Origin of the sequence: Paenibacillus antibioticophila (assembly GCF_000455265.1) — a bacterium.
GTDB lineage: Bacteria > Bacillota > Bacilli > Paenibacillales > Paenibacillaceae > Fontibacillus > Fontibacillus antibioticophila.
Genome location: NZ_HG005139.1, coordinates 1,291,304 through 1,311,628, shown reverse-complemented (window position 1 = coordinate 1,311,628; position 20,325 = coordinate 1,291,304). Strand labels below are relative to the sequence as shown.

Below are 20,325 nucleotides of genomic sequence, written 5' to 3'. Positions count from 1 at the left end.
CTATTTACGTTTAATAACAGGCAATAAATAATCAAGAATAATTTTCTCTCCCTTTTCTAGCGGGGTGCAGTATCTATCGTATGTGTAAACATCACACCAATAAAAGTTTTCATGATCAATTTTATATCCTGTTTTCTCAATCGCCTCGGAACAAATTAAATATGCAGAATCAATAATATCGTTAAGATTATCTGCTTCGATCCATACATTAGCCACTGTTCCTGCTGAAATATTCTGAAAATACATATTTTCTGGGATTGGTGCATCAGGTTGAACAAATTTACCTATGATATACTGGAAGCTATCCTTTCCGATAAATTTACTCATGTGACCAAGCCCAACATAATTATCAATGTCTTTGCAGATCCAATTTTCAATTTCGGAGAATTTGTCAAACAAACCTTCATTAAAGGCTGAACCCCAGCATTCTTCCCCTGCTTTTTGAAATGAAGTCATTTTCATCATGCCCACAATTTTTCGAGGACCATATTCCATGTATTCAATTCTTTTTAAATCTGCCATAATTCGTTTTCCTCCTACAATTCTGATATTGGTGAAGGAGGCTCTAGGATAATCATTAAGCTTAACTCCTCCCTTTCTAATACTGGAGGGCGAAATCTTATGGTGCTGTTTGAATGCTCTAGTAAACGAAGAATGAGAATTAAATCCGTACTTCATAGCTATGTCAATTATTTTTTCCTTGCTATTTTTTATGTCATAACCCGCCAATGTCAATCGACGACGCATCAAGTATTCGGATATTGTTATTCCGGTAATATATACAAAAATTCGCTGGAATAAAGGGGCCGGGCAACATGCAATTTTTGAAATGACAGTAAAGTCAACTTCATTTGAACCGGAAATTTCATTCTCCAGATATTCAACTACGCTTTCAAGGGCTTTAAAGTTATCCATTAGCCACCTCCTTTAACTATAATTGTAGGATTTTTTCGCAATAGATCTTTACAATTACTGCGCAAAATATGTAAAGAAAATTAGTTTGTTGTTTGAGCTTCTTCCATGATTACCCTTATAAAAGTAGTATTTTGTTTCCATCAGGATCACAAAAAGTAAGTTCTTTGCCTCCCCATGCTGCCGTTGTTGGCGGTTGTATATTAACGATCTTCTCTTTCAATTCTACATATGTTCTATCAAGATCATCACAATTGAATACGAAGTTTACTTTCCCTTCACTTGATTTTCCCCATTTCGACTCATCCCAAATTACTATGACTGGAGCGTCTCCGATAAAACCCAAAGAAACACCATCATAATTTTCATCAGGTTCTATTATAGGAATTCCTAACTTTTCATTATAGAATTCAACCAACGCTTTCGGGTTAATAGATGAAATATTCACACAATGGTACTTAATAATCATAGACTTTCCCCTCCAAATTCCACTTTAATTCAATTCTTTTATTAGGTAGTAATGTTTATGTCCCTTAGGTGCAGAGAATGTGGGCATCTCTCTGGAATCAGCTAATCAACTTCATTCAATTTTTATGCAGTAATTCATACTCAAATTCTTCAATACTTCTAAATCGGCTATCTTAGATTCTGATAATTTAATTTTCATTTCATTAATATCTTGAGGTCCATCTCCGAACCATATCGACCATATTTCTAGTCCATCTTTATTATTCAGCCCTTTCAAATACTCATAGAGTTGTTCTTGCCATATTTCGTTATCTGAGTCACCCTCGAGCCAATAAATATAATCTTTCTGTGTATATTCTTCTAAACCATAGGGTGGGTTGGTACAATTGGTTATGCTAAGATAATTCATCTTTGTTGGGTCCATAATTAGAACCACTGCTTCATCATCCAATTGACTTAGAATAGAATTACTTTCCTTTTCCTTGTTTATTTTTTTGTATTCTCTATATTTCATTTTCTTTGCTGCTGTGAAGTCTACCTCTGGTAATGGAATATTTGAAACTATAAAAGAATACTTACTCATGTTTTCCTCCCTATGCCTATTTTCTATAACGTTATGGCATTCACGAACCCGAGTGGCTTAAGTGGCCATCGGGAGCGGGTGGCTCCGCCACTTTGCCTCGCAGTATTGTCTGCCTGACCAACAACACACGATCTATTAATTCATCTCTTTCAATAGATTCTCCCATTCTTCTATTGATAATTTTTTTGATACATTCTTTAATTTTTCAGGGACATTTATAAAACACATCAATTCTAAACTATTTCCATCTGGATCATTAAAATAGACTGAAGCATTTCCCTGATTTGGTCGAATAAATGGATTTACTGAATCTCTTTTTCCGAATGGTACAGGTTCTATTTCGATAGATCGAAGCCAATTTAAGATATCTTTAAGATCAGTATAACTAACCCTAAATGCTATATGTCTCAATGACGGATGATAAGAAGTTTTATATTCTTCTCCTTGCCACAGACCAATCCAGCTCTTTTCTTTTTCAATCCAAAAGAAAGCTGTATCTTCATCTTTCCAGGCAAGTTCTAATCCTAATTTAGAATAAAATTCAATTGATTTATGTAAATTACTCACTGGTAAATGTGCTTCATATAATCCAAGTATCATAGTTTTTCTCCTTTCGATCTCGCCGGTTTCGTATAACGTTCTTGTATTCACGAAAAGACCCAGCCTTAGATAGCTCCTATCTTAGGCTAGGTCGTGTGTTGCCTGCTATATCTACCATGATTATACATCCGGCAACCAAGGGGCGAAAGCCCCGCCGTGTGAATACTGTGTTATATGATGTTAATTCTGGGGGGACTTCTTCGTATACACTTCCAAAGCATTTCTTATTATCCTCTTATCTATACCACTTACGTTACCGATTCGTTCTGCCCATTCTTCTATAGTTTGAAGTTTTTTCTCAATCTGCTTTCCATCCATTGAACTAAAGAAACTAATATAGTTGTCAAACTCCCAATGGATTACCTGACTATCAGTAAAAATTCTCCTTTCAACAAGTGCTGTCCTTAGAGAACGTTGAGTCTTCTCACCCTCAGCGATTAATCTTTCATCCGATATAGGATCTAGGATATACTTTTGCTTACTTTCTTTACCGTTCGGTCTTCTATATGTCACTAATAGGCTATTCACTTGTGATTCCAATTTTACTTGTGCACCTGGAAAGAAGTTATCCATGAACTCTTCCGTATAATCTTCATTATTTTGTTCTATTAATATCGGTTCAATCCATTGATCACCTAAATCACATAAGTACCTATCTCCATTCTCGTTTAATGCAACCACAGCAACGTGGGAGTCTGGCGTTAATATTGCATAACTAGTAAATTTCTCTTGTCTGAATTCATGAATTAACCACATTGCTAAATCAAAACAATTTCCTGAAGTTCCATACTGCCCTCTATGTGTTTTCATTTGTTCAATTGTTCGTTGCTTAAATTCCGAAGCTAATTGAAAATACCAAGCTTTTGTTATTGTTTCCATGGGAAAATTGTCAAACTTCCTCCAAATACTAAGTACATCTTGGGTAGCCCTCAAATCCCTTCCCCCCCATAACTAATTTCAAATTAATTTCATATAACATTCTTTCATTCACGAACCCAAGGACCTTAAGCTCCCAAAGGGGGTGGCCGCGACGCGGTTAGGTCGCAGGGTTGTCGCCTGAATTCGCTTCCTCAAAATGCCTCTCGGCGACCAAGGATCGCCTGCCGATCCGTCGCGTGAATGCATTGTTATCTGATGCTGACGACATCTTGGAATTCACCCGCAAATATCTTTACTTACAAATCATTAATACATTCCCATCTGGATCTTTAATATTAAACCAATGTCCATTCTGAATTTCAGTAATAACTTCAACATTCCTTGATCTCATAAATTGATATGCCTTTTTAATATTATCAGTGGCTAATTGTAATACAGGAATTCTATATACATTTTCTGGCGAATATATCTTGCTATCTAGTACAATGCTGGTTTCTCCTTGCATCATTAAAACATAAATATGGCCAAAATAGATCTCCCCATCGGTAGACAATCCAAGTAAACTACAATACCAATCCCTAGCACTTTCAATATTTTTAACCGGAATAAATACACCTTTGATTTGGTTTTGAATAGGGTTTGTCATACAACTCTTATCTCCTTTTTATTTTATCTTACGCAATATACAAAAATTATTAAACAAGACAACTTCTGATTATGCTTATACTGTAGAGTAAGCTTATTAGCATTAAAGTGGTTATGGTTTGATCCCATGCACAATAACATAGTATCAGAAAGGGTAAATTTTCCACCACAGCGGTCAATTATATCAGCGATTTCTTTCAAGAATGGTATTCGGATCTCTTCAGGCATTGCCTTGTGGTCTGAATATGTACTGATTAGTGTAGTATAATCTTTTGCGTTAAATGTCCTTGTGCCATAATAAAGCTTATCAGTAACATCAACAAATCCGAAATGTCTTAATGCATTTAATCTTCCCAAACGTTTTTTCTCAAGTTGTTGTTGCTTTATTTGCGGGTCTAGCATCCTCATTGAATGTTAAGCGTAGATCCATTTCCATACCTCCATTATGGATATTCTTAACATGTTTTTATCCCGACGATATCAGCTAACGTTCTTGTATTCACGAAACGCCCCAGCCCTAGATAGCTCTTATCTTAGGCTGGGGCGTTTGTTGTCTGAGCTAAACCTTTTCTGCTATTATCAAAGCATGGAGTGTATTTTCAATTGCGGCTTTCGAATTATACATTTCTATATGGAAATCTAACCAACGTTTATATTGTTTTTCACTTAATTCATTAACTAATCTCCCGATCTTTGGGGTAACACCATCTGTAGCAATATGTTCTCTAACTCTGAAATCCATTCCATTTAGAATAGCTTCCATATAATTTGATTCCAAACCAACAAAATGAGGGTTCTCATCAAACTCCATAAGCGCTCTTTTATTTATATAAGCTACTGCCAAGATACCATTAGGTTGTAATACTCTTCTGCATTCATTTAGACACTTCATATGTTGCTCTTGCTCATGCAAATGATATAGCGGACCCATGCAGAGTACAGTACTGAATTCGCCATCAGCAAATCTGGATAAATCTAAAGCATCTCCCTGTTCTACCTTAATTTTCAATCCACGGCTCTTATTTAGTTTATCTTCTATTATTTCAACATGCTTTTCAACAAGATCCATTGAGAATACCGAAGCACCTTTGTTTGCATAAAAAAAAGTATACCGGCCTGTCCCTGCTCCAATATCGAGTATTCTTGAGTTTTTGTTTATATATCTATTTAACAAATGAATAGTTGTATCGAATTCGACTCTATGTGCATTGTCTTTATTGAGCCTGTTTTCTTCATCATAACCCATGTAGTATTCTTTTATGTTATTCATGACTTCACCTCCATAATATTTAGGTAACTTCATTAATTAAGCTTGCCACATAACGTTTCCGCACACACGATTTCTCACCGACTTAAAAGCCGTGGGGTCTATGGGTGCCATGCGCTTAGTAGGTGCAGGTTTCGACTGAAACCACTTCCCCAAAATTCCTCTGGCGACCCAGGGACTCAGAGAACGCAGTGATTTCATTGTTATGTGATGTCCCAGCCATCTTCGAGCTGCCCCAGAATAAAGCTATCATTCTTCCACTTGAAATATTGAATCGATTATTATTGGTACCCAGTGCATCTTTAACAACTGCGAGCACCTCAATGCCAGTTAATCGCGCAAAAGTCATATCCTTCTTCAGTAGTATAATCACTTCCGAGTTTACCTTTGGGATTTCACTTAACATCTCTCGTATTCCCCTGGCGGACCAAGGGACGGCACCAGCCGACCCGCCGCGTGAATACTGTGTTATAGGATGTTAGCGGCTTCTTCGAACCACTCACATCGTGTTGTTACAAATTGAATTTTACTTTTATTTGATTTGCAACTTCTTTGGCACTTAAATGTGTGTTATTAATCCTTAAATAGTTTTCTCTTTGAATTTCTCCTTGGTAAGAATTCAGTCTATGTTTCTCCATAGTATTCAACATGTCTTTTTCAGATTGTTCGATGTTTCTTTTTGTTGGCTTTTGATCAAGTCTAAAACTAGTTTTATTTCTTTTTAGTCTTTCATCAATATCTGCTTCTAATTCAACGAAATAAACCTCTGATCCTTTTGATTCAAAAATATCACAGGTTTGTTTCACAAATTCCCAATCTCCTTGAAGATCAAATCCCCATACATATGTAAAAATAAGTCCATATTGATTACTACTAGAAAATGATTCAAACAACTCTCTTCTTATAAGATTAGAAAGCCTCCACGTTTCACTACCAAAGCCAAAGAAAGGATGGAATAATTCGATTGACATATGATTGTGAAATAATTTTAAGTCAGTGATTTTTGTTAATTCATGGCCTATTGTCATTTTTCCAACGGCTTGGGGACCGAATAAAAGAATAAATTTGATTTTGATCACTCCCTTTCTCTCAAAGCTTCCCCGCTGATTTCCTATAACGTTCAGGCATTCACGAACCCGAAAGGCTTAAGGCGCATCGCGCCGGGTCCAACGTACTTAGACTCGCAGGGTCTGTTGTGAATTCACTTCCTGAAGCACATCTTGCAGACCAAGGGCCAAACAGCCCGCAGCGTAGATACTATGTTATGAGATGTCAGCGACTTCTTTGAACTACCACCAATATTATTTCAGAATTAATTCGTTTGTCTTGTCATGTTTTACTAATTCGCTTTTTGAATAGAACTTAACTATTTTTCCATTTTCAATTGCATATTCAATTTCTTTTCTTGTACTACTGCCAATGTAACCACCAACATCGATAACAAATATTTCATCTGACATATCAATTTTACGAAAATGGATTTTTCCAAATAATGCTGCCTGTTCCTTAGCAATCTCAATTCCTTCGCTTTGCTCAAAAAAAGCTAAACTAATAACAATATTTCCTTTAAGGGTTAAATATCTATTCGCTTGTTCAAATTCTCTCTTAAACTTTGTTGACCCACAAAGTGTTATGACCTTCATTATATTCACCTCCGTTATTTCTTGTCCGCTGATTTCGCTACTTGAGCAATTGCTTCCCGTGGACCGAGGGGCGCTAGCCCCGATGCGTGAATGCTGTGTTATCGGATGCTGTTGCCTTCTCCGAGTTACATTCAAATGGCTTGTAAGTAAATCATAATTTCGTCTGCTTTTAAAATGACTTGTTCGTTTACTGACGCAATTCCTTTTCCGATTACAAACCCTCGTTTGTTCTTGATAATTTCATAATATAAATCTATCCGATCCCCTGGATACGCTTGTCCTAGCACTTCTACTCCTTTAAGCGCAGATAGAAATCCAAGCCCCTTATCTGCAGATATCGTAGCAAATGCTCCCAATTGAGCAAGTGCTTCAACTATCAAGGTGCTTGGAACAGAGGCTTCTTCTTCATAAAAAAACCATTCATTTCTTGTAACAAGTTTATATCCCTTTGCCCATTTGTTTTTTTCAACCTCCAATACCTTATCAATAAATAAAAACGGATACCTATGAGGAATAGTACTTGAAATATCAATCATCACTTGACTCCTTTGTATTTTATTTTGCAACAATTTCCGATAACGTGTTGAGTTCAAGAACCCTCACTGACTTAAGGCAGCTTCAGTTGCCGGGTCCGACGGACTTAGCTAGTGCAGGGTTGTCTGCTGAATCCGCTTCCACGAGATGCCTCTTGCAGACCAAGGGCCGTCAGGCCCGCAGCGTGAATACGGTGTTATGCGAAGGATCCTTGCCTACCACTAGTTTCAGCTACAGCAATTATTCCAGATCTTCTAAAAGAGCCTGGACCGTCTGGCATAATTTCGATGTCGTATTTTTCAGAGATTTCAATGAATTGATTCAATGCATCGCCTTGTAAATCATTAATCCTTAATTCAGAATTTCGTAAATGCATTAAAAATATATGTGACAAGGAACCGAGACTTCTATTTGCTATTACTTTCATACCATTTGCACGAAGCTCATTCTCCAATTCTTTAAGAGTAAAGGCTTTAAACATTGGTATAGAACAACTCATATCTTCATTCTCCGGGAACTGATGTTTATTCCAATAGCCATTTTCGAGCATTTCATATACAGCTGGAGTTAACGTGCCAGTTGATCTAAGGCTGTAATTGATCCAAGTTGCAATCATACAAGATCTATTTGAGACAGTAACAATTAACTTATTATGTGCGACACGACAACTTTCACTAATGACCTTACTTGCGTTATCACCAGAAAAAGAAATTGCTCCATCCATATTTAATACAAGATCGAACTGAGCATCTTGAAACATATCCAAATTACATGCATTTGCTTCAATGAAGTTAATGTTGGATATGCCCCTTGCTTTTTCTCTTGCTACTTCCAACATACTTGGTGAAATATCAACATGGGTAACTTCAAATCCTTCTTTAGCTAATGGGATGGAAAATGCCCCTGTAGCCCCACCAATATCTAATATAGTAGAAACACCTTCTAGATTTCGTCTTATCTCTTTCCATCGTAATAATCTATTGATTAATTCGTCATCAATATCTTTTTCTTCCACGTCAGAAATGCTGTTCCACCATTCAACTATATTCTTTATGTTTTTCATTTTGTTCTTCCTTTCAAATTTAACTTTGGCAAGGATCTTTCGCATAACGTTCCTGTATTCACGAATCCTCACGGCCTTAAGTGACCAAAGGGAGTGACCGTGATGCGGTTAGGCAGTGTTGGGTTGTCCGCCTGATTCCACTTCTCGAAATGCCCCTGGTGGACCAAGGGACGGCGCCAACCAGCCCGCCGACGCGAATATAATGTTATGTGAAGTCATTGCCTTCTTGAAGCTACTTCCAAATGCCCTTGTACGTACTTCAATACTTCTTTATTATTCTGTACTACAAATCTCTTCTCTGCGTAAATCTCAGTTAATTCTAAAATGTCTTTTATTTTTTTCTTATCAAAGTCCTTATTCCTAATAAATAGCATTTGAAACAAATCCTTTAGTGTTTGTTTATAATTCCATGGCTCTATACCAAGTCTTGATTTAATAAATCTTTTGATCACTCTATAATCTCTTAAAACTCTATTAGGTTGTATTATAAAAATCAAATCTGCCTCCTTAAAACTCTCCTGCCCCCATCTATAGTGTACCCCTTCGATTATCCATTCTTCTGTATTCACGATCTTCTTTAAATTTGAATCTCTGATTTCAATCGGGAATCTAAAATTTTCTGCACTTCTATCCCATACCAAATTGTCAAGTTCATAGTATTTTACTCCATATGTATTTGATAATTCTTTAGCTATATAGGATTTACCACTACCGCAGCCTCCAATAATGCGGATCTTGATACTGTTCTCCTCCTTGAATACCATTTATTTAGGGCTGACAGGTTGCAATGATTTTGACATAACGTTTCTGTATTCACGAACCCTCACTGGCTTAAGTGACCGGAGGGAACGGCCACGACGCTGTTGGGGTGCAAGGTTGTCCAGCTGATTACGCTTCCCTGGATTAATTTCGCTTTACTTACTTGAATATAATATTATTCCATCTCTTCTTATCCATTCTGTTCTTGTCCAAAATTTATTTCCTATTTCATTATCAGCAATGACCATTATGTGACACTTATCGATTCCTGCCAATTCAATTTTCTTCAGACTATTTTCAACTAATTTCTTACCGAGAGATTGTCCCCGATATTTAGGGTCTACTGCTACATGATAAATATATCCTCTTCTGCCATCATGACCACATAATATTGTTCCTATTATTTTTTCTTCGTCCACACATACAAAACTCATGCCGATGTTTCTATTTAAATAGTAATTTATTGAGTCTCTAGAATCCGCATTGCTTAGTGCCATACCTTCAGTACGTTTCCATAATTCAATAGAGCCATCATAATCATTAATTGTCATTTCTCTTATTTTTATCATGAAAATTCCCCCTAATATGATTAATTTATATGGTTTGAAATATTGGTTTCACTGGGTTTCCGGCTTAAGGGAGCGTACACGACCGGGTCCAACGGACTTAGCTTCGCAGGGTTGTGAGCCTAATTCTACTTCTATGATTACCTCTTTTTGCGAACCAAGGGCGTAGCCCGCAGTGTAGATACGATGTAATGTGAGGTTCTCGACATCTTGAATCAACCTCACATTAATCTTCCTTCTAATTCTTTGATAATCTTTACCCATTCCTCAAACTTTTCGGATCCTTCCCTTAATTCTCTTAATTCTGATTCGTTTAAGATTTTCCCCAATGCTTTTTGGGAATGCACTAATAATTCTTTGCCTTGGCCATTATGACGGTTTATCCAGTTTTCAAGTTCTTCATCATATTCTTCATTACCTGGTCTATCTTGCAAGGCAGCAAGTATTTCTATCGCTCCTAGTGCAATTTCTGCAGTATATGATTCTATTTCACTATCAGAAAGCACCATTTCAATTGCTTCAGTAATTAAACTTAAATCTTGTGTTTCTAAAAGATCCTCTACCCAATCTAACACAGTATCATTTTCAAGAATTCCATAACCCCAAGCTCCCATGTTTCATCATTCTCGCTTTCTTTATTCATATTTTATTTGTATTTCCGGAATTTTACATAACGTTGGTGTATTCACGAACCCGAGAGCCTTAAGGCACTCCAGCGCCAGGTCGAAGACTTAGGCTCGCAGGGTTGATCGCATGACTCCACTTCTGGTTTTTAACTCCTGGTGATCCCAGGGGCCGCATGGCCCCTCCGCGTGAATATGGTGTTATCTGTTGGGGGCACTCTTCGAATCTTTGATACATCTTTTCAATTGTGGTACTATATATTTAATAAAGACCAAGTGCGCTAACACTTGGTCCATACAATTGGCTTGGATGGGTAATCCCTTCTCAGTCATTTGCGAACGGAAAAACCCACCTTCGGCGTCCAACCTTGGGGTGGGTTTTTACTTTCTCTTGTTGTTATTATTAATGTATGTCAAAAGAGCAAGAATGAACGTTCCAAAAAGGAACATAATCGTTATCGCATCTTTTACTTCCATGGCTTCACCTCCTTTCGAAGGGAAACCATGCCCACCCAAGATTCAATTGTACTTCCTTATTCTACCACATATAACTACTCATTAATAGAATGTTCGTTCGTGTTTTATGTTTGAATATGTTTTACCGGAATTTCCTATAACGTCTCCCGCATTCACGAACCTCCGAAGGAGGTTGTCACAGCAGCCGCTTTTTCGAATCCACGTCTGCGACGGAGGGCATCAGCCCGATGCGTGAATACGGTGTTATCAGATGGTGGGGCCTTCCCCGAGTTCGCTAAAAGGCTATAATTCTTCGGGAACTATAGGTTCAATCACTTTAAATAAGAATGACCTGTCATTTATATATTCTGTGATATAAGCCAGAGCATATTTTTGTTCTTCGATTAAACTGGGAGTTTCTCTAACATCCGACGAGTGGTGACAATAGTTTTCTATCATGAACATGATGAAAAAACATTCTAGATCGCGAATGTAATCCTTATCAAGTTTGATAACACTCTCATAGCCTTGAATTAATAACCATCGGTGTTTTGGATAAGGCTCCAACAATGCCGCTGTCATATCATACAAAAAGTATCCATAACCACATCGCCCAAAATCAATCGGGTATGGGAGCGTGTTGTTAAATACAATGTTCCCGGAATGCAAATCCGCATGAATTAGACCGTAGTTTCGAGCATCTCGTTGCATGCTTCCCAATTGATGGATGATCTTTTCTATGGCTTTTTGATAAAGTATCCATGATCCGCCCGATAGAAATCGGGGATAATAATGCTCTAGTTTGGTTACCTCTTGCCTGAAACTAGGAATCCCCCAGTGAGGTCGAACAAAATTATATGGTGCATCTAAACTCGAAGAAACTTCATGAAGTTTCCCCATCATAACGCCAATGTTAAATACATGACTATCTGTAAATTCCCCTCTCCAATGCTCTCCCTCGACCCATTTCATTATTGATACGCAGGTATTCCGATACCCATCCTCCGTTTCACATTCCAAAACATAAGAGCCATTCCGGCTAATAACTCCTTCAGGCGCTATTAAATCTTCTATTTTCCTTAATTCATTAAGGAACATAATCTCAGAAATGATTTCTTCTTTGTTTACCCTTTCTGAATGTATGCGAAGTAAATAATTTCCCATTGTATTGGTTTCTATTTTGTAAGTAATGGTATCTGACAATTGAATGAAGCGTAAACAATTCCAATCAAATTCATACTGTTGAATTGCCCAAAGCGCAACATTCCTTGCTCTCGCAAGTAAACTTTGTCTTGCTTCTTCTGTATCAAAGTGAAAAAAAGGCTTCAAGACGTCACCTCCCTGTCTTTGATTCTTGCCCCAATTTCTGATAACCGCTGTCGTATTTACGATCCCGAGAGACTTAAGGAAACTAAGTCGCCAGCTGCGCTTTCGCAGTTAGTCTCGCAGGGTTGTTCGCCTGGATTCGTTCAAGGTTCATCCTCATCGGGCGAACCAGGGGTCGTAAGACCCGCAGCGTGAATATAATGGTATCGGATGTCAGCCACTTCTTCTAATTACTATTAAAGTTCTTTAAAATCCACATTATTTCTACTTTACTTTATAATGACCTCTATAAAATAATGTATGCCTAGGTTTCAAAGCAATCAGAATAGAATTAATAATGTCGGAAGCTGATATTACAAGATTTATCCAGCATACAAATAAGATAATGCTTTTTCCGTTTCCTGTTAAGTAATAAGATATTATTGCAGGTACAACCGATAGAACTATGTATGGCAAACTCATAAACACCCAAAATCTCATTTTGGATAGGACTGCATCTGTGGTGAGCCATAAAAATATACCACTGAACGTTAGGCTAATGATGCTCCAGCCATCTTCGAGTTGCTTCATACTGCCCTTATAAGGTTGTTTGGTCTTTATTCATGCCCTTATCATTTCTTTGCAATCAGAGTTTTCATTGCCTTTTTGATATGGTATCATTTATATAAGAAAACCGAGTGCTGTGAACACTCGGCTATACAATTGGCTTGGATGGTTTATTCCACTCTAAGTCATATAGGGAACAAAACCCCACCTTTGGCCGTCAACCTTGGGGTGGGTTTTTACTTTCTCTTGTTGTTGGAATTAATGTATGTTAAGAGGGCAAGGATAAACGTTCCGAAAAGGAACATGATTGTCAATCCATCTTTAACCTCCATGGCTTCACCTCCTTTTCAAAGGGAAACCATGTTTTCACGAGCCCGAGAGCCTTAAGGGAACGTAGCCGCCGGCCGCATTGCGGTTAGGTGGTGCAGGTTTGTCTGCCTGATCCCACTTGTTCGGAAATCCTCGGGCAGGCCAAGGAGCGTCAGTGACGCAGTGTAGATACGATGTTAGGCGAAGTAACCATGAATTACCCACAAAGTCTTTCCAAGATCATTGCCACTCCATCATTATCATTAGTTTCTGTAATCTCTCTAGATCTTAACTTCAATTCATCTATTGAATTCCCCATTGCCACGGGCCAGCCACAAATATTAAATAATCCTATATCATTAATATCATCACCAAAAACCATGACGTTTTCGAGACAAACATTCATCACCTTACACAAAGCTGCTACTGCATTTTCCTTAGAAGCCTTCGGTGATGAAACTTGAACAAGATTTCCATTGTCTGTAATCAGAATGTTTAATTTCATTTTAAATTTCTCTTGAAATGAAATCATATCAATTTTTCCTGAAAACAAGATTTTTGATGCCTCAAGCCTTTTAAGTTCTTCCAATGGTTTTACAATAGGATTGTCTTTAACTTGCATCACTGTTGAATAGTCATATTCCCTTAAAGTTATCCATTCATCTTTCACTTCTAAACTTAAGTCAAGATCCGGATTGCAATTGAGACAGTAATCTATGAGTTCTGCTGTAACTTCAGATTCAATTGATATATGTTTGTTAATTCCTGTATGTTTACAATCAATGTAGGCTCCATTGTAATAAACAAATGAACCTACTTTGAGTATTTCCTCGTTCATAAACGATCTCACTGCCCTTGGAGGGCGTGCTGTTGCAAAGATAAATTTCATCCCCAAATTCGAGCAATCCATAATGGCATTATAATTTCGATCTGATATTTCTTTTTTGGAGTTGAGGAGTGTACCATCTAAATCTAAAACTATTATTGGAAACTTCATTAAGATCTCCTCTCTGAAAATACTTCGGGTTATTTCGCTTAATGTTCTTGTATTCACGAACCCTCACTGGCTTAAGGGGCGAATGCCCCGGGTCCGACGAACTTAGCCAGCGCAGGTTTGTCCGGCTGCCCTACTTCCCCAAAATCCTTCTGCCAGACCGAGGGTCGGATGGCCCGATGCTTGAATATGGTGTTATACGAAGCTAGATGAATAACCCCAAAAATTTATATTATTCATAAAATAACATATGGTCTTTTTCTTCTTTATAATAATCTAGACGATCTTGTAATTGCCCAGTATGAAATTCAAACATATGCCCATCTGGGTCCAAAAAATAAAGCGATTTCTTATCTCTTTCTTCTCTTTCGCGCCCTGGCAAAACTTCAACCTTCAAGTTCTTCAGTTTAGTTATCATTAGTTCAAAGTCTTCTTTATCGATTGTAAAAGCTATATGGGTGTAAGTTCTATTACTAGGGTCTCTAAAAACATCTTCTTGATTCAATGCAACCCACAATCCATTCAAATCAAAATATGCCAGTCTTCTTCCTTTTACTAGAAGCTTTGCTTCAAATACCTGCGAGTAAAATTCAATAGATTTATCTAAATCGGAAACAGAAAAACAAAAATGATTTATTCCTTGAATGTTCATATTTTTTAAATCCTTTCATCCAGTTTCGTATAACGTTCTTGTATTTACGAAACGACCCAGCCTTAGATATCTCTTATCTTAGGCTGGGTCGTTTGTTGTCTGAGCTTTTTCCATGATTATACATCCGACAGCCAAGGGGCGATAGACCCGATGCGTGAATACGGTGTTAGACGAAGCTTACCTGAGTTACTCTCAAAGAATCCTTATCATGTGTATGTCTTTAGGTTCTCGTTCAAATAACTCTTGATCAATTTCATCCGTCAACTCAGAGCCAGCACTCTTATAAAAATTGACTGCAGATTCCGTTTCCGTAGATGATATATATAACGATCCAGCTCCCCATTTTCTAGCTTCTTGACTTATCTTCTCCATCAGTTGGGTACCAATTCCTTGTCTTCTATATGTCCGTGATACATACATGAGATCTAATTGTAGTTGGTCTTTCTTCTTCCCTCTAAATTTATGTGCCAGTACAGCAAACCCAACAAGAAGATCTTTATCAAATGCTCCAAAAGCTTTACCACCGTTGGAAAGTTCATATTTAAATCGTTCTATTATTTCTCTAATCTGATGTTGATTCCAATTCGGACACTCATGCCCTGCTGCAACTTCTAACATCTGGCCATCTTGAATCTCATAAATTAAATCAATTTGTTCCGATCGGTCAATTTCCGCCAGTCTTTCAGCAACATTAATTTCGAGTTCCTTTAACCTTATCATCCCTGATTAACCTCCAATAAAATCATGCTTCTGTAATTTTCGTCTAACGTTGTTGCATTCACGAAACAACCCAGCCCAAGGTAGCTCTTATCTTAGGCTGGGTTGTTTGTTGACTGAGCTACTACCATGATTATACAACTGTCAACCAAGGGACGATAGTCCCGATGCGTGAATACGGTGTTATACGAAGCACCTTGGCATTCTGATTACATGAATAGATTTGCAAGATAATCTTTAGATATCTTATTAATAACATAAATAATAACAATAATATTCAAAAGCAATCCAATTAAAACCACAACTATGTTTTTGTTATTTCTTTGAAATATTAACCAGTTCGTCTGAAATCCTAAGGATACACCTTCACCAATTAAGTTTATTGGCAATACTATTACAGTATACAAGGCTAATCCTAAAAGTATTTCCCATACCTGTCCCAAATAATAACATAGCAATAGAATTGCAAAATGGATAAATGGCCACCACAAAATGACTTTACTAAACACAGATGTAACATTGATTAAGAATCCAAATATTATTCCAATACCAATCAACAAAAAGACAAATATTAAAGAATATTTAAGGGGAACTGCTGAATGACTTATGAAGTCTGCATCCAGTATTGCAATAACTTTACGGCCAGATATAAAACAAAATACTGAAAGTATCATTAATATAATAAATTGAGTTATTTTAGAACTAATTGATCTCTCCATATGAAACCTCTCTTCAAGCTGTTTCGTATAATCCAAATCCAAACTTGGTAAAGCTTCAAAGAAATATCTCCAATCAGTGAAAGTATCTTTGTAATTCAAAAGAAGAACTTTAAATTTATCTTCATTAATTTTATCAGTTGAATTAAATAAATCTGCCTTAATGTTATAAGCAATAATAGTTTTTTATGATTTCTTTCCTGGTATTTTTATTTAGTTGATAGAAGAGTTTATTTAGATCATGAGTCTTTGGAATAGTCTCACTCTCTTTTTGAATCATGCTCTTAATTGCAAGCTCGCATGAAAATGCAGCTGTTGTAATTGCTGGAACAAAAAAGACAGAATATGATTCTCTGTTTTTGTCCCAAACCGAAATATGACTATCCATTAAACATTTGTATGACTCGAAGTAAGCGTTGGCTGTCAATTCGATTACTTTATCATTCTGCTTCATAAGTTACCTCCAACGTTAATTTGCATATCTTTCTGATAACGTTCGTGTATCACGACGTCCCACCGACTTAAGGCTGCGAAAGCAGCCGGCCGCGATGCGGTTAGTCGGTGCGGATGTGTCAGCGATACCACTCCTCTGCTAATAGCTTCTCGCGGACCGAGGGCCGTCAGGGCCGATGCGTGGATATGATGTTATATGATGTCAGCCACTTCCTCGAATGACTTACTAATTATGCTTTTTTGCAAGATTCCACTTTAAAAATAGGTTAATATCACTTATTGCATCTAATATTGTCCCTTTATTCTCTTTATTTTCCCTTAGTTCTTTAAGTACTATTGGTTTAACGAGTCTTTTATCTAACTTCCTTTTCGTTCTTGCAACATGTGCTATTCCCATAATTGCATTAGATCTTACAATTGGGTTCTCATGTTGAGCTAACCTAAGACAAATATCTTGTGCAAATTTCCAGTTGTGATGATACATCCCAACAGAAAGAGATAAGTACATTAGTTCTTCTACTTCTTGTCTTTCAAGCATTTCTTCAATTTCTTGATCGGAGTATTCTTCAATATGCTTATAGATCCGCTCCATCGCAAGTACTCCCATAAATTTATTATTGGTCTTGGCTGATTTCATATAACGTTCTTGTATTCACGAACCCTCACCGACTTGAGTCCCGTAAGGGACGGCCGCGATGCGGTTAGGTGGTGCGGGTGTGTCCGGCTGAATGAGCTTCCCTGCTCTGAAATGCCCCACCGAATCACTTCAATCTTCTGCCGGACCGAGGGCCGAATGGCAGATGCGTGAATACGTTGTTATATGCTGTTGGGGCCTTCTTCGTATGTGCTTGCAAATTGTCTAATAAGTTCCTCTGTTCTTGTTACTTTAACTCCTATATTAATCATTTCATGAATACCCTTATCATAAACACCTGATATAGCATCCTCGACCATGACCACCTTAAAGTCCCTTTCACTTGCTTGATATATACTTGTTCTTGGACAGTTCGGAAAATTGCACCCGAGAAAGATTAGCGTATCTATATTCTTCTCTTTTAGAAATACTTCTAAATCGGTTTGATAAAATGCCCCCCATCTTGGCTTATACATTACCCATTCATTATTTGCGATTAATTGAATTCTTCCTTGGAGCAGCCCTTCGTCGTCTATCTGAACTGAATTTTGTGGGCTAATCATTTCAACTAAATCTGCTCCCATAGATCCTGGTGTTACAATTGGCACACCTGTCTCAATTAATTCTCGACGGCAAATGTCAACATTCGAGCCATCTTTCTTATATAATCGAATTACATGCATAATAGGAATATTTCTACTCCTACATGCATCCAATACTCGCTTCATGTGTGGCAGTACATTAACTGTGCCTGCAATTTCTGCAACAGCTCCTGGTAAACTAAAATCGTTCTGAGTATCGATAGTAATGATCGCGCATTTTTTAAAGTTCGGGTCTGTGTAACTACTCATCATCTGATCAACCTTTCAGTATCGAATTTGCCCCAATTGCATACAACGTTCTGGCATTCATGAACCCTCACTGGCTTAAGCTGCTGGCCGAACTAGCGTAGAGATCGGCTTGCCGGGTCGGAGACTTAGCCAGTGCAGGGTTGTCCGCTGAATCACTTCCCCGAAAATCCATCTTGCGGACCGAGGGCGAATGCCCGATGCGTGAATGCGGTGTTATGCGATCTACGAATAAACCCTAATTCATTATTCTTCTTCAAATTTCAAATACCAAAAAATCGCTTTTTCATTAGCTGTCTGAAAATTAGTGTATAGCATAGTATCTACTGCGCCGAGTACAAAATTGTTCTTTGCATAAAATCTGCATGCAGATACATTAACATCCTGTGTCTCGAGCATTAGACCAGCAAAGTCATTATTCCTCGCCCATTCAACTCCTTCTTTCAAGAGTTCTTTTCCTATGCCTCTTCCTCTCCACTTTTTGGCGACAGATATATCTTCCATTAGAGCATAGCCATTCCAATTAGAACGAAGTCGTATCCGCCCTACGCAGTCTTTGTCATCATAGTAGAAAAAAACTGCTTTGCTAGCATCATCAACATAACTTTTATCAATGTCTTCATCGACATATCGTTTTTCATATGATTCCGAATATATCTCTTCGGTATAACTCCATTTATCATTTTCGTATTTAGGGATTATTCTCCCGAACACAGTTAAACTCTCATTTGACTTATTAAAATCATTCATATTTACATGAGACATCTTAACCAGCATATATTCTTTAACTCCTTTACATATGTGGTTTTAATGTACTTCAAAGGTTTCTAGCAATTTGCAAGGGTTTCGCATAACGTTTCGGCATTCACGAACCCTCCTGACTTAAGATGCCGACCGATCGCTCCGCTGGATCGGTCGGCCGGGTCATAGACTTAGCCAGTGCAGGGTTGTCGCCTGAATATACTCCCCTGCTTCCTCCTCGGGCGACCGAGGGACGCGACAGCGGCCGATGTGTGAATGCGGTGTTATGTGATGTCCCAGGCTTCGAAGCTCATCAATCAATTTCATTTTTTATATAACATTCATCTATTTTCTTAATTGAACTGATAATATTATTAATAATGTCTCCTAGAATTTCTTCACTCAACTGATTCAATCCCTTGTATAAATGACCACGTATCTCAAATTCGTCATCCCAATGGTCGTATCTATGGACAAGCTTATTCCTTACAAGTCTTAGAGAATTTATACTACTTAGGATTTGGGTTTTCTCTTCCCCGTATATACCGTTTTCTTCAAATATCTTTTCTATCTTTCCATTGATCTTCTTACTGCTATTTGTGTTATCTGAAATTATGATATTGTCAATAAGCTTTTCAACTTCAGAAAAAAGAATAATAATTAATGTCATTTTCTGATATTCTTGATAGTTGAACTTTATCCCCAGAATCTCATCATCGATTGAAGTGAATAGTTCATCCTCAGTAACAGAGATATTTTGAGAATCAGCAGACTTTAAAATCTCTTGAATGTTGTCCTTAATAAACTTTCTCTCTTGACTCTTTTTATCGAGATAATCATAGTAACTCATCAATGAATGATTATAGTACTTTACTAAATGCGTTATTCGATTGTAAAATATTTCAAACTCAATAAGTCCAGATACAGAATAGAATTGTTCTTCACCCACGAGATCATCAATACGTATCATTATGTACTCCTTTAAACTGGGATTTCAGATAACGTTGTTGTATTCACGAAACGCCCCTGCCTTAGATGGCTCTTATCTTAGGCTGGGGCGTTTGTTGTCTGAGCTTCTTCCATGATTATACATCTGGCAACCGAGGGGCGGTAGCCCCGATGCGTGAATACGGTGTTATAGGATATCAACATCTTCTTCGAAAAACTATTGGAAGCTTGTTGTTCCTTATCGAATCTCCTTCTTTCGCCACAGGGTAGGAACCTTCTCTTGAGGGTAAAAATATGCCTTTTCCATATCGTTGTTTTAACTTTTTTTAAGGTTTCCTCCTCCTCCGACATAAGCCCTTTGGTAATACTTTTTTTCTACTTCCATAAAAAATTCATTGAATTCTTCGACTAAATCAGCGTTCTTTGTCATACGACCGACACCT

At 37.5% G+C, this 20,325-nt stretch carries 28 protein-coding genes and 1 pseudogene; all 29 read right to left on the bottom strand.

The window, feature by feature from the left end:
* Positions 1–915, bottom strand: a complete 915-nt coding sequence (locus tag TX85_RS05785; protein WP_044478164.1) for a helix-turn-helix domain-containing protein — start codon at positions 913–915, stop codon at positions 1–3.
* Between the two features lie 115 nt (positions 916–1,030).
* Positions 1,031–1,381 carry a VOC family protein gene (locus TX85_RS05780; RefSeq protein ID WP_044478163.1) on the bottom strand — a complete coding sequence of 117 codons (351 nt, stop codon included), beginning with the start codon at positions 1,379–1,381 and terminating at the stop codon, positions 1,031–1,033.
* A 111-nt stretch (positions 1,382–1,492) separates the two neighbouring features.
* Complete coding sequence (locus tag TX85_RS05775; protein WP_044478162.1) at positions 1,493–1,963, bottom strand: hypothetical protein; 471 nt, start codon at positions 1,961–1,963, stop codon at positions 1,493–1,495.
* 135 nt (positions 1,964–2,098) lie between these two features.
* The gene (locus tag TX85_RS05770) at positions 2,099–2,563 is read right to left on the bottom strand and encodes a VOC family protein (protein ID WP_044478161.1); all 465 of its coding nucleotides are present in this window, start codon (positions 2,561–2,563) and stop codon (positions 2,099–2,101) included.
* A gap of 180 nt (positions 2,564–2,743) precedes the next feature.
* Complete coding sequence (locus TX85_RS05765; RefSeq protein WP_233500622.1) at positions 2,744–3,442, bottom strand: hypothetical protein; 699 nt, start codon at positions 3,440–3,442, stop codon at positions 2,744–2,746.
* 292 nt (positions 3,443–3,734) lie between these two features.
* Positions 3,735–4,088: a VOC family protein gene (locus TX85_RS05760; protein ID WP_044478159.1), complete on the bottom strand. Its 354-nt coding sequence runs from the start codon at positions 4,086–4,088 to the stop codon at positions 3,735–3,737.
* A gap of 23 nt (positions 4,089–4,111) precedes the next feature.
* Complete coding sequence (locus TX85_RS05755) at positions 4,112–4,495, bottom strand: hypothetical protein (RefSeq protein WP_044478158.1); 384 nt, start codon at positions 4,493–4,495, stop codon at positions 4,112–4,114.
* 151 nt (positions 4,496–4,646) lie between these two features.
* Positions 4,647–5,357, bottom strand: a complete 711-nt coding sequence (locus tag TX85_RS05750; RefSeq protein ID WP_049894816.1) for a class I SAM-dependent methyltransferase — start codon at positions 5,355–5,357, stop codon at positions 4,647–4,649.
* Between the two features lie 115 nt (positions 5,358–5,472).
* Positions 5,473–5,760 carry a hypothetical protein gene (locus TX85_RS27330; RefSeq protein WP_044478157.1) on the bottom strand — a complete coding sequence of 96 codons (288 nt, stop codon included), beginning with the start codon at positions 5,758–5,760 and terminating at the stop codon, positions 5,473–5,475.
* A gap of 106 nt (positions 5,761–5,866) precedes the next feature.
* Complete coding sequence (locus TX85_RS05740; protein ID WP_044479834.1) at positions 5,867–6,424, bottom strand: DEAD/DEAH box helicase family protein; 558 nt, start codon at positions 6,422–6,424, stop codon at positions 5,867–5,869.
* A 231-nt stretch (positions 6,425–6,655) separates the two neighbouring features.
* Entirely contained in the window at positions 6,656–6,997 is a 342-nt protein-coding gene (locus TX85_RS05735) for a hypothetical protein (RefSeq protein ID WP_044478156.1), read from the bottom strand.
* Positions 6,998–7,128: 131 nt separating this feature from the next.
* Positions 7,129–7,533 carry a 3-hydroxyacyl-ACP dehydratase FabZ family protein gene (locus tag TX85_RS05730; RefSeq protein WP_044478155.1) on the bottom strand — a complete coding sequence of 135 codons (405 nt, stop codon included), beginning with the start codon at positions 7,531–7,533 and terminating at the stop codon, positions 7,129–7,131.
* A gap of 194 nt (positions 7,534–7,727) precedes the next feature.
* Positions 7,728–8,594, bottom strand: coding sequence for a class I SAM-dependent methyltransferase (locus TX85_RS25265; RefSeq protein WP_049894815.1), 867 nt, complete (start codon positions 8,592–8,594; stop codon positions 7,728–7,730).
* A 215-nt stretch (positions 8,595–8,809) separates the two neighbouring features.
* The gene (locus tag TX85_RS05720) at positions 8,810–9,358 is read right to left on the bottom strand and encodes a P-loop NTPase family protein (RefSeq protein ID WP_049894814.1); all 549 of its coding nucleotides are present in this window, start codon (positions 9,356–9,358) and stop codon (positions 8,810–8,812) included.
* A gap of 150 nt (positions 9,359–9,508) precedes the next feature.
* A complete protein-coding gene (locus tag TX85_RS05715) occupies positions 9,509–9,922 on the bottom strand; it encodes a GNAT family N-acetyltransferase (protein WP_044478154.1) in 414 nt (137 codons plus the stop codon).
* Between the two features lie 218 nt (positions 9,923–10,140).
* Positions 10,141–10,533 carry a DUF4259 domain-containing protein gene (locus TX85_RS05710; protein WP_044478153.1) on the bottom strand — a complete coding sequence of 131 codons (393 nt, stop codon included), beginning with the start codon at positions 10,531–10,533 and terminating at the stop codon, positions 10,141–10,143.
* Positions 10,534–10,923: 390 nt separating this feature from the next.
* Entirely contained in the window at positions 10,924–11,019 is a 96-nt protein-coding gene (gene comI / locus TX85_RS27325; RefSeq protein ID WP_222860698.1) for a competence inhibitor ComI, read from the bottom strand.
* Positions 11,020–11,301: 282 nt separating this feature from the next.
* The gene (locus TX85_RS05705) at positions 11,302–12,327 is read right to left on the bottom strand and encodes a phosphotransferase enzyme family protein (RefSeq protein WP_044478152.1); all 1,026 of its coding nucleotides are present in this window, start codon (positions 12,325–12,327) and stop codon (positions 11,302–11,304) included.
* A gap of 261 nt (positions 12,328–12,588) precedes the next feature.
* Positions 12,589–12,864, bottom strand: a pseudogene (locus TX85_RS25775) (DUF3267 domain-containing protein); the annotation flags it as partial.
* A 242-nt stretch (positions 12,865–13,106) separates the two neighbouring features.
* Positions 13,107–13,202, bottom strand: a complete 96-nt coding sequence (gene comI, locus TX85_RS27320; RefSeq protein ID WP_222860697.1) for a competence inhibitor ComI — start codon at positions 13,200–13,202, stop codon at positions 13,107–13,109.
* 194 nt (positions 13,203–13,396) lie between these two features.
* Positions 13,397–14,233 (bottom strand): HAD family hydrolase, encoded by an 837-nt coding sequence (locus tag TX85_RS05700; RefSeq protein ID WP_148444333.1) that lies wholly within the window; start codon positions 14,231–14,233, stop codon positions 13,397–13,399.
* 172 nt (positions 14,234–14,405) lie between these two features.
* A complete protein-coding gene (gene fosB / locus TX85_RS05695) occupies positions 14,406–14,825 on the bottom strand; it encodes a metallothiol transferase FosB (RefSeq protein ID WP_044478150.1) in 420 nt (139 codons plus the stop codon).
* A 192-nt stretch (positions 14,826–15,017) separates the two neighbouring features.
* The gene (locus TX85_RS05690; RefSeq protein WP_044478148.1) at positions 15,018–15,545 is read right to left on the bottom strand and encodes a GNAT family N-acetyltransferase; all 528 of its coding nucleotides are present in this window, start codon (positions 15,543–15,545) and stop codon (positions 15,018–15,020) included.
* Positions 15,546–15,751: 206 nt separating this feature from the next.
* Positions 15,752–16,360, bottom strand: a complete 609-nt coding sequence (locus TX85_RS05685) for a hypothetical protein (RefSeq protein WP_148444332.1) — start codon at positions 16,358–16,360, stop codon at positions 15,752–15,754.
* A gap of 64 nt (positions 16,361–16,424) precedes the next feature.
* On the bottom strand, positions 16,425–16,712 hold the full coding sequence (locus TX85_RS05680; protein WP_044478146.1) for a HEPN domain-containing protein: 288 nt from the start codon (positions 16,710–16,712) through the stop codon (positions 16,425–16,427).
* A 225-nt stretch (positions 16,713–16,937) separates the two neighbouring features.
* On the bottom strand, positions 16,938–17,348 hold the full coding sequence (locus tag TX85_RS05675; RefSeq protein WP_233500621.1) for a hypothetical protein: 411 nt from the start codon (positions 17,346–17,348) through the stop codon (positions 16,938–16,940).
* Positions 17,349–17,527: 179 nt separating this feature from the next.
* Positions 17,528–18,196: a cysteine hydrolase family protein gene (locus tag TX85_RS05670; protein ID WP_044479831.1), complete on the bottom strand. Its 669-nt coding sequence runs from the start codon at positions 18,194–18,196 to the stop codon at positions 17,528–17,530.
* A 243-nt stretch (positions 18,197–18,439) separates the two neighbouring features.
* Complete coding sequence (locus TX85_RS05665; protein ID WP_044478143.1) at positions 18,440–18,970, bottom strand: GNAT family N-acetyltransferase; 531 nt, start codon at positions 18,968–18,970, stop codon at positions 18,440–18,442.
* Between the two features lie 277 nt (positions 18,971–19,247).
* Complete coding sequence (locus TX85_RS05660; protein ID WP_044478142.1) at positions 19,248–19,904, bottom strand: hypothetical protein; 657 nt, start codon at positions 19,902–19,904, stop codon at positions 19,248–19,250.
* Between the last annotated feature and the right edge of the window lie 421 nt (positions 19,905–20,325).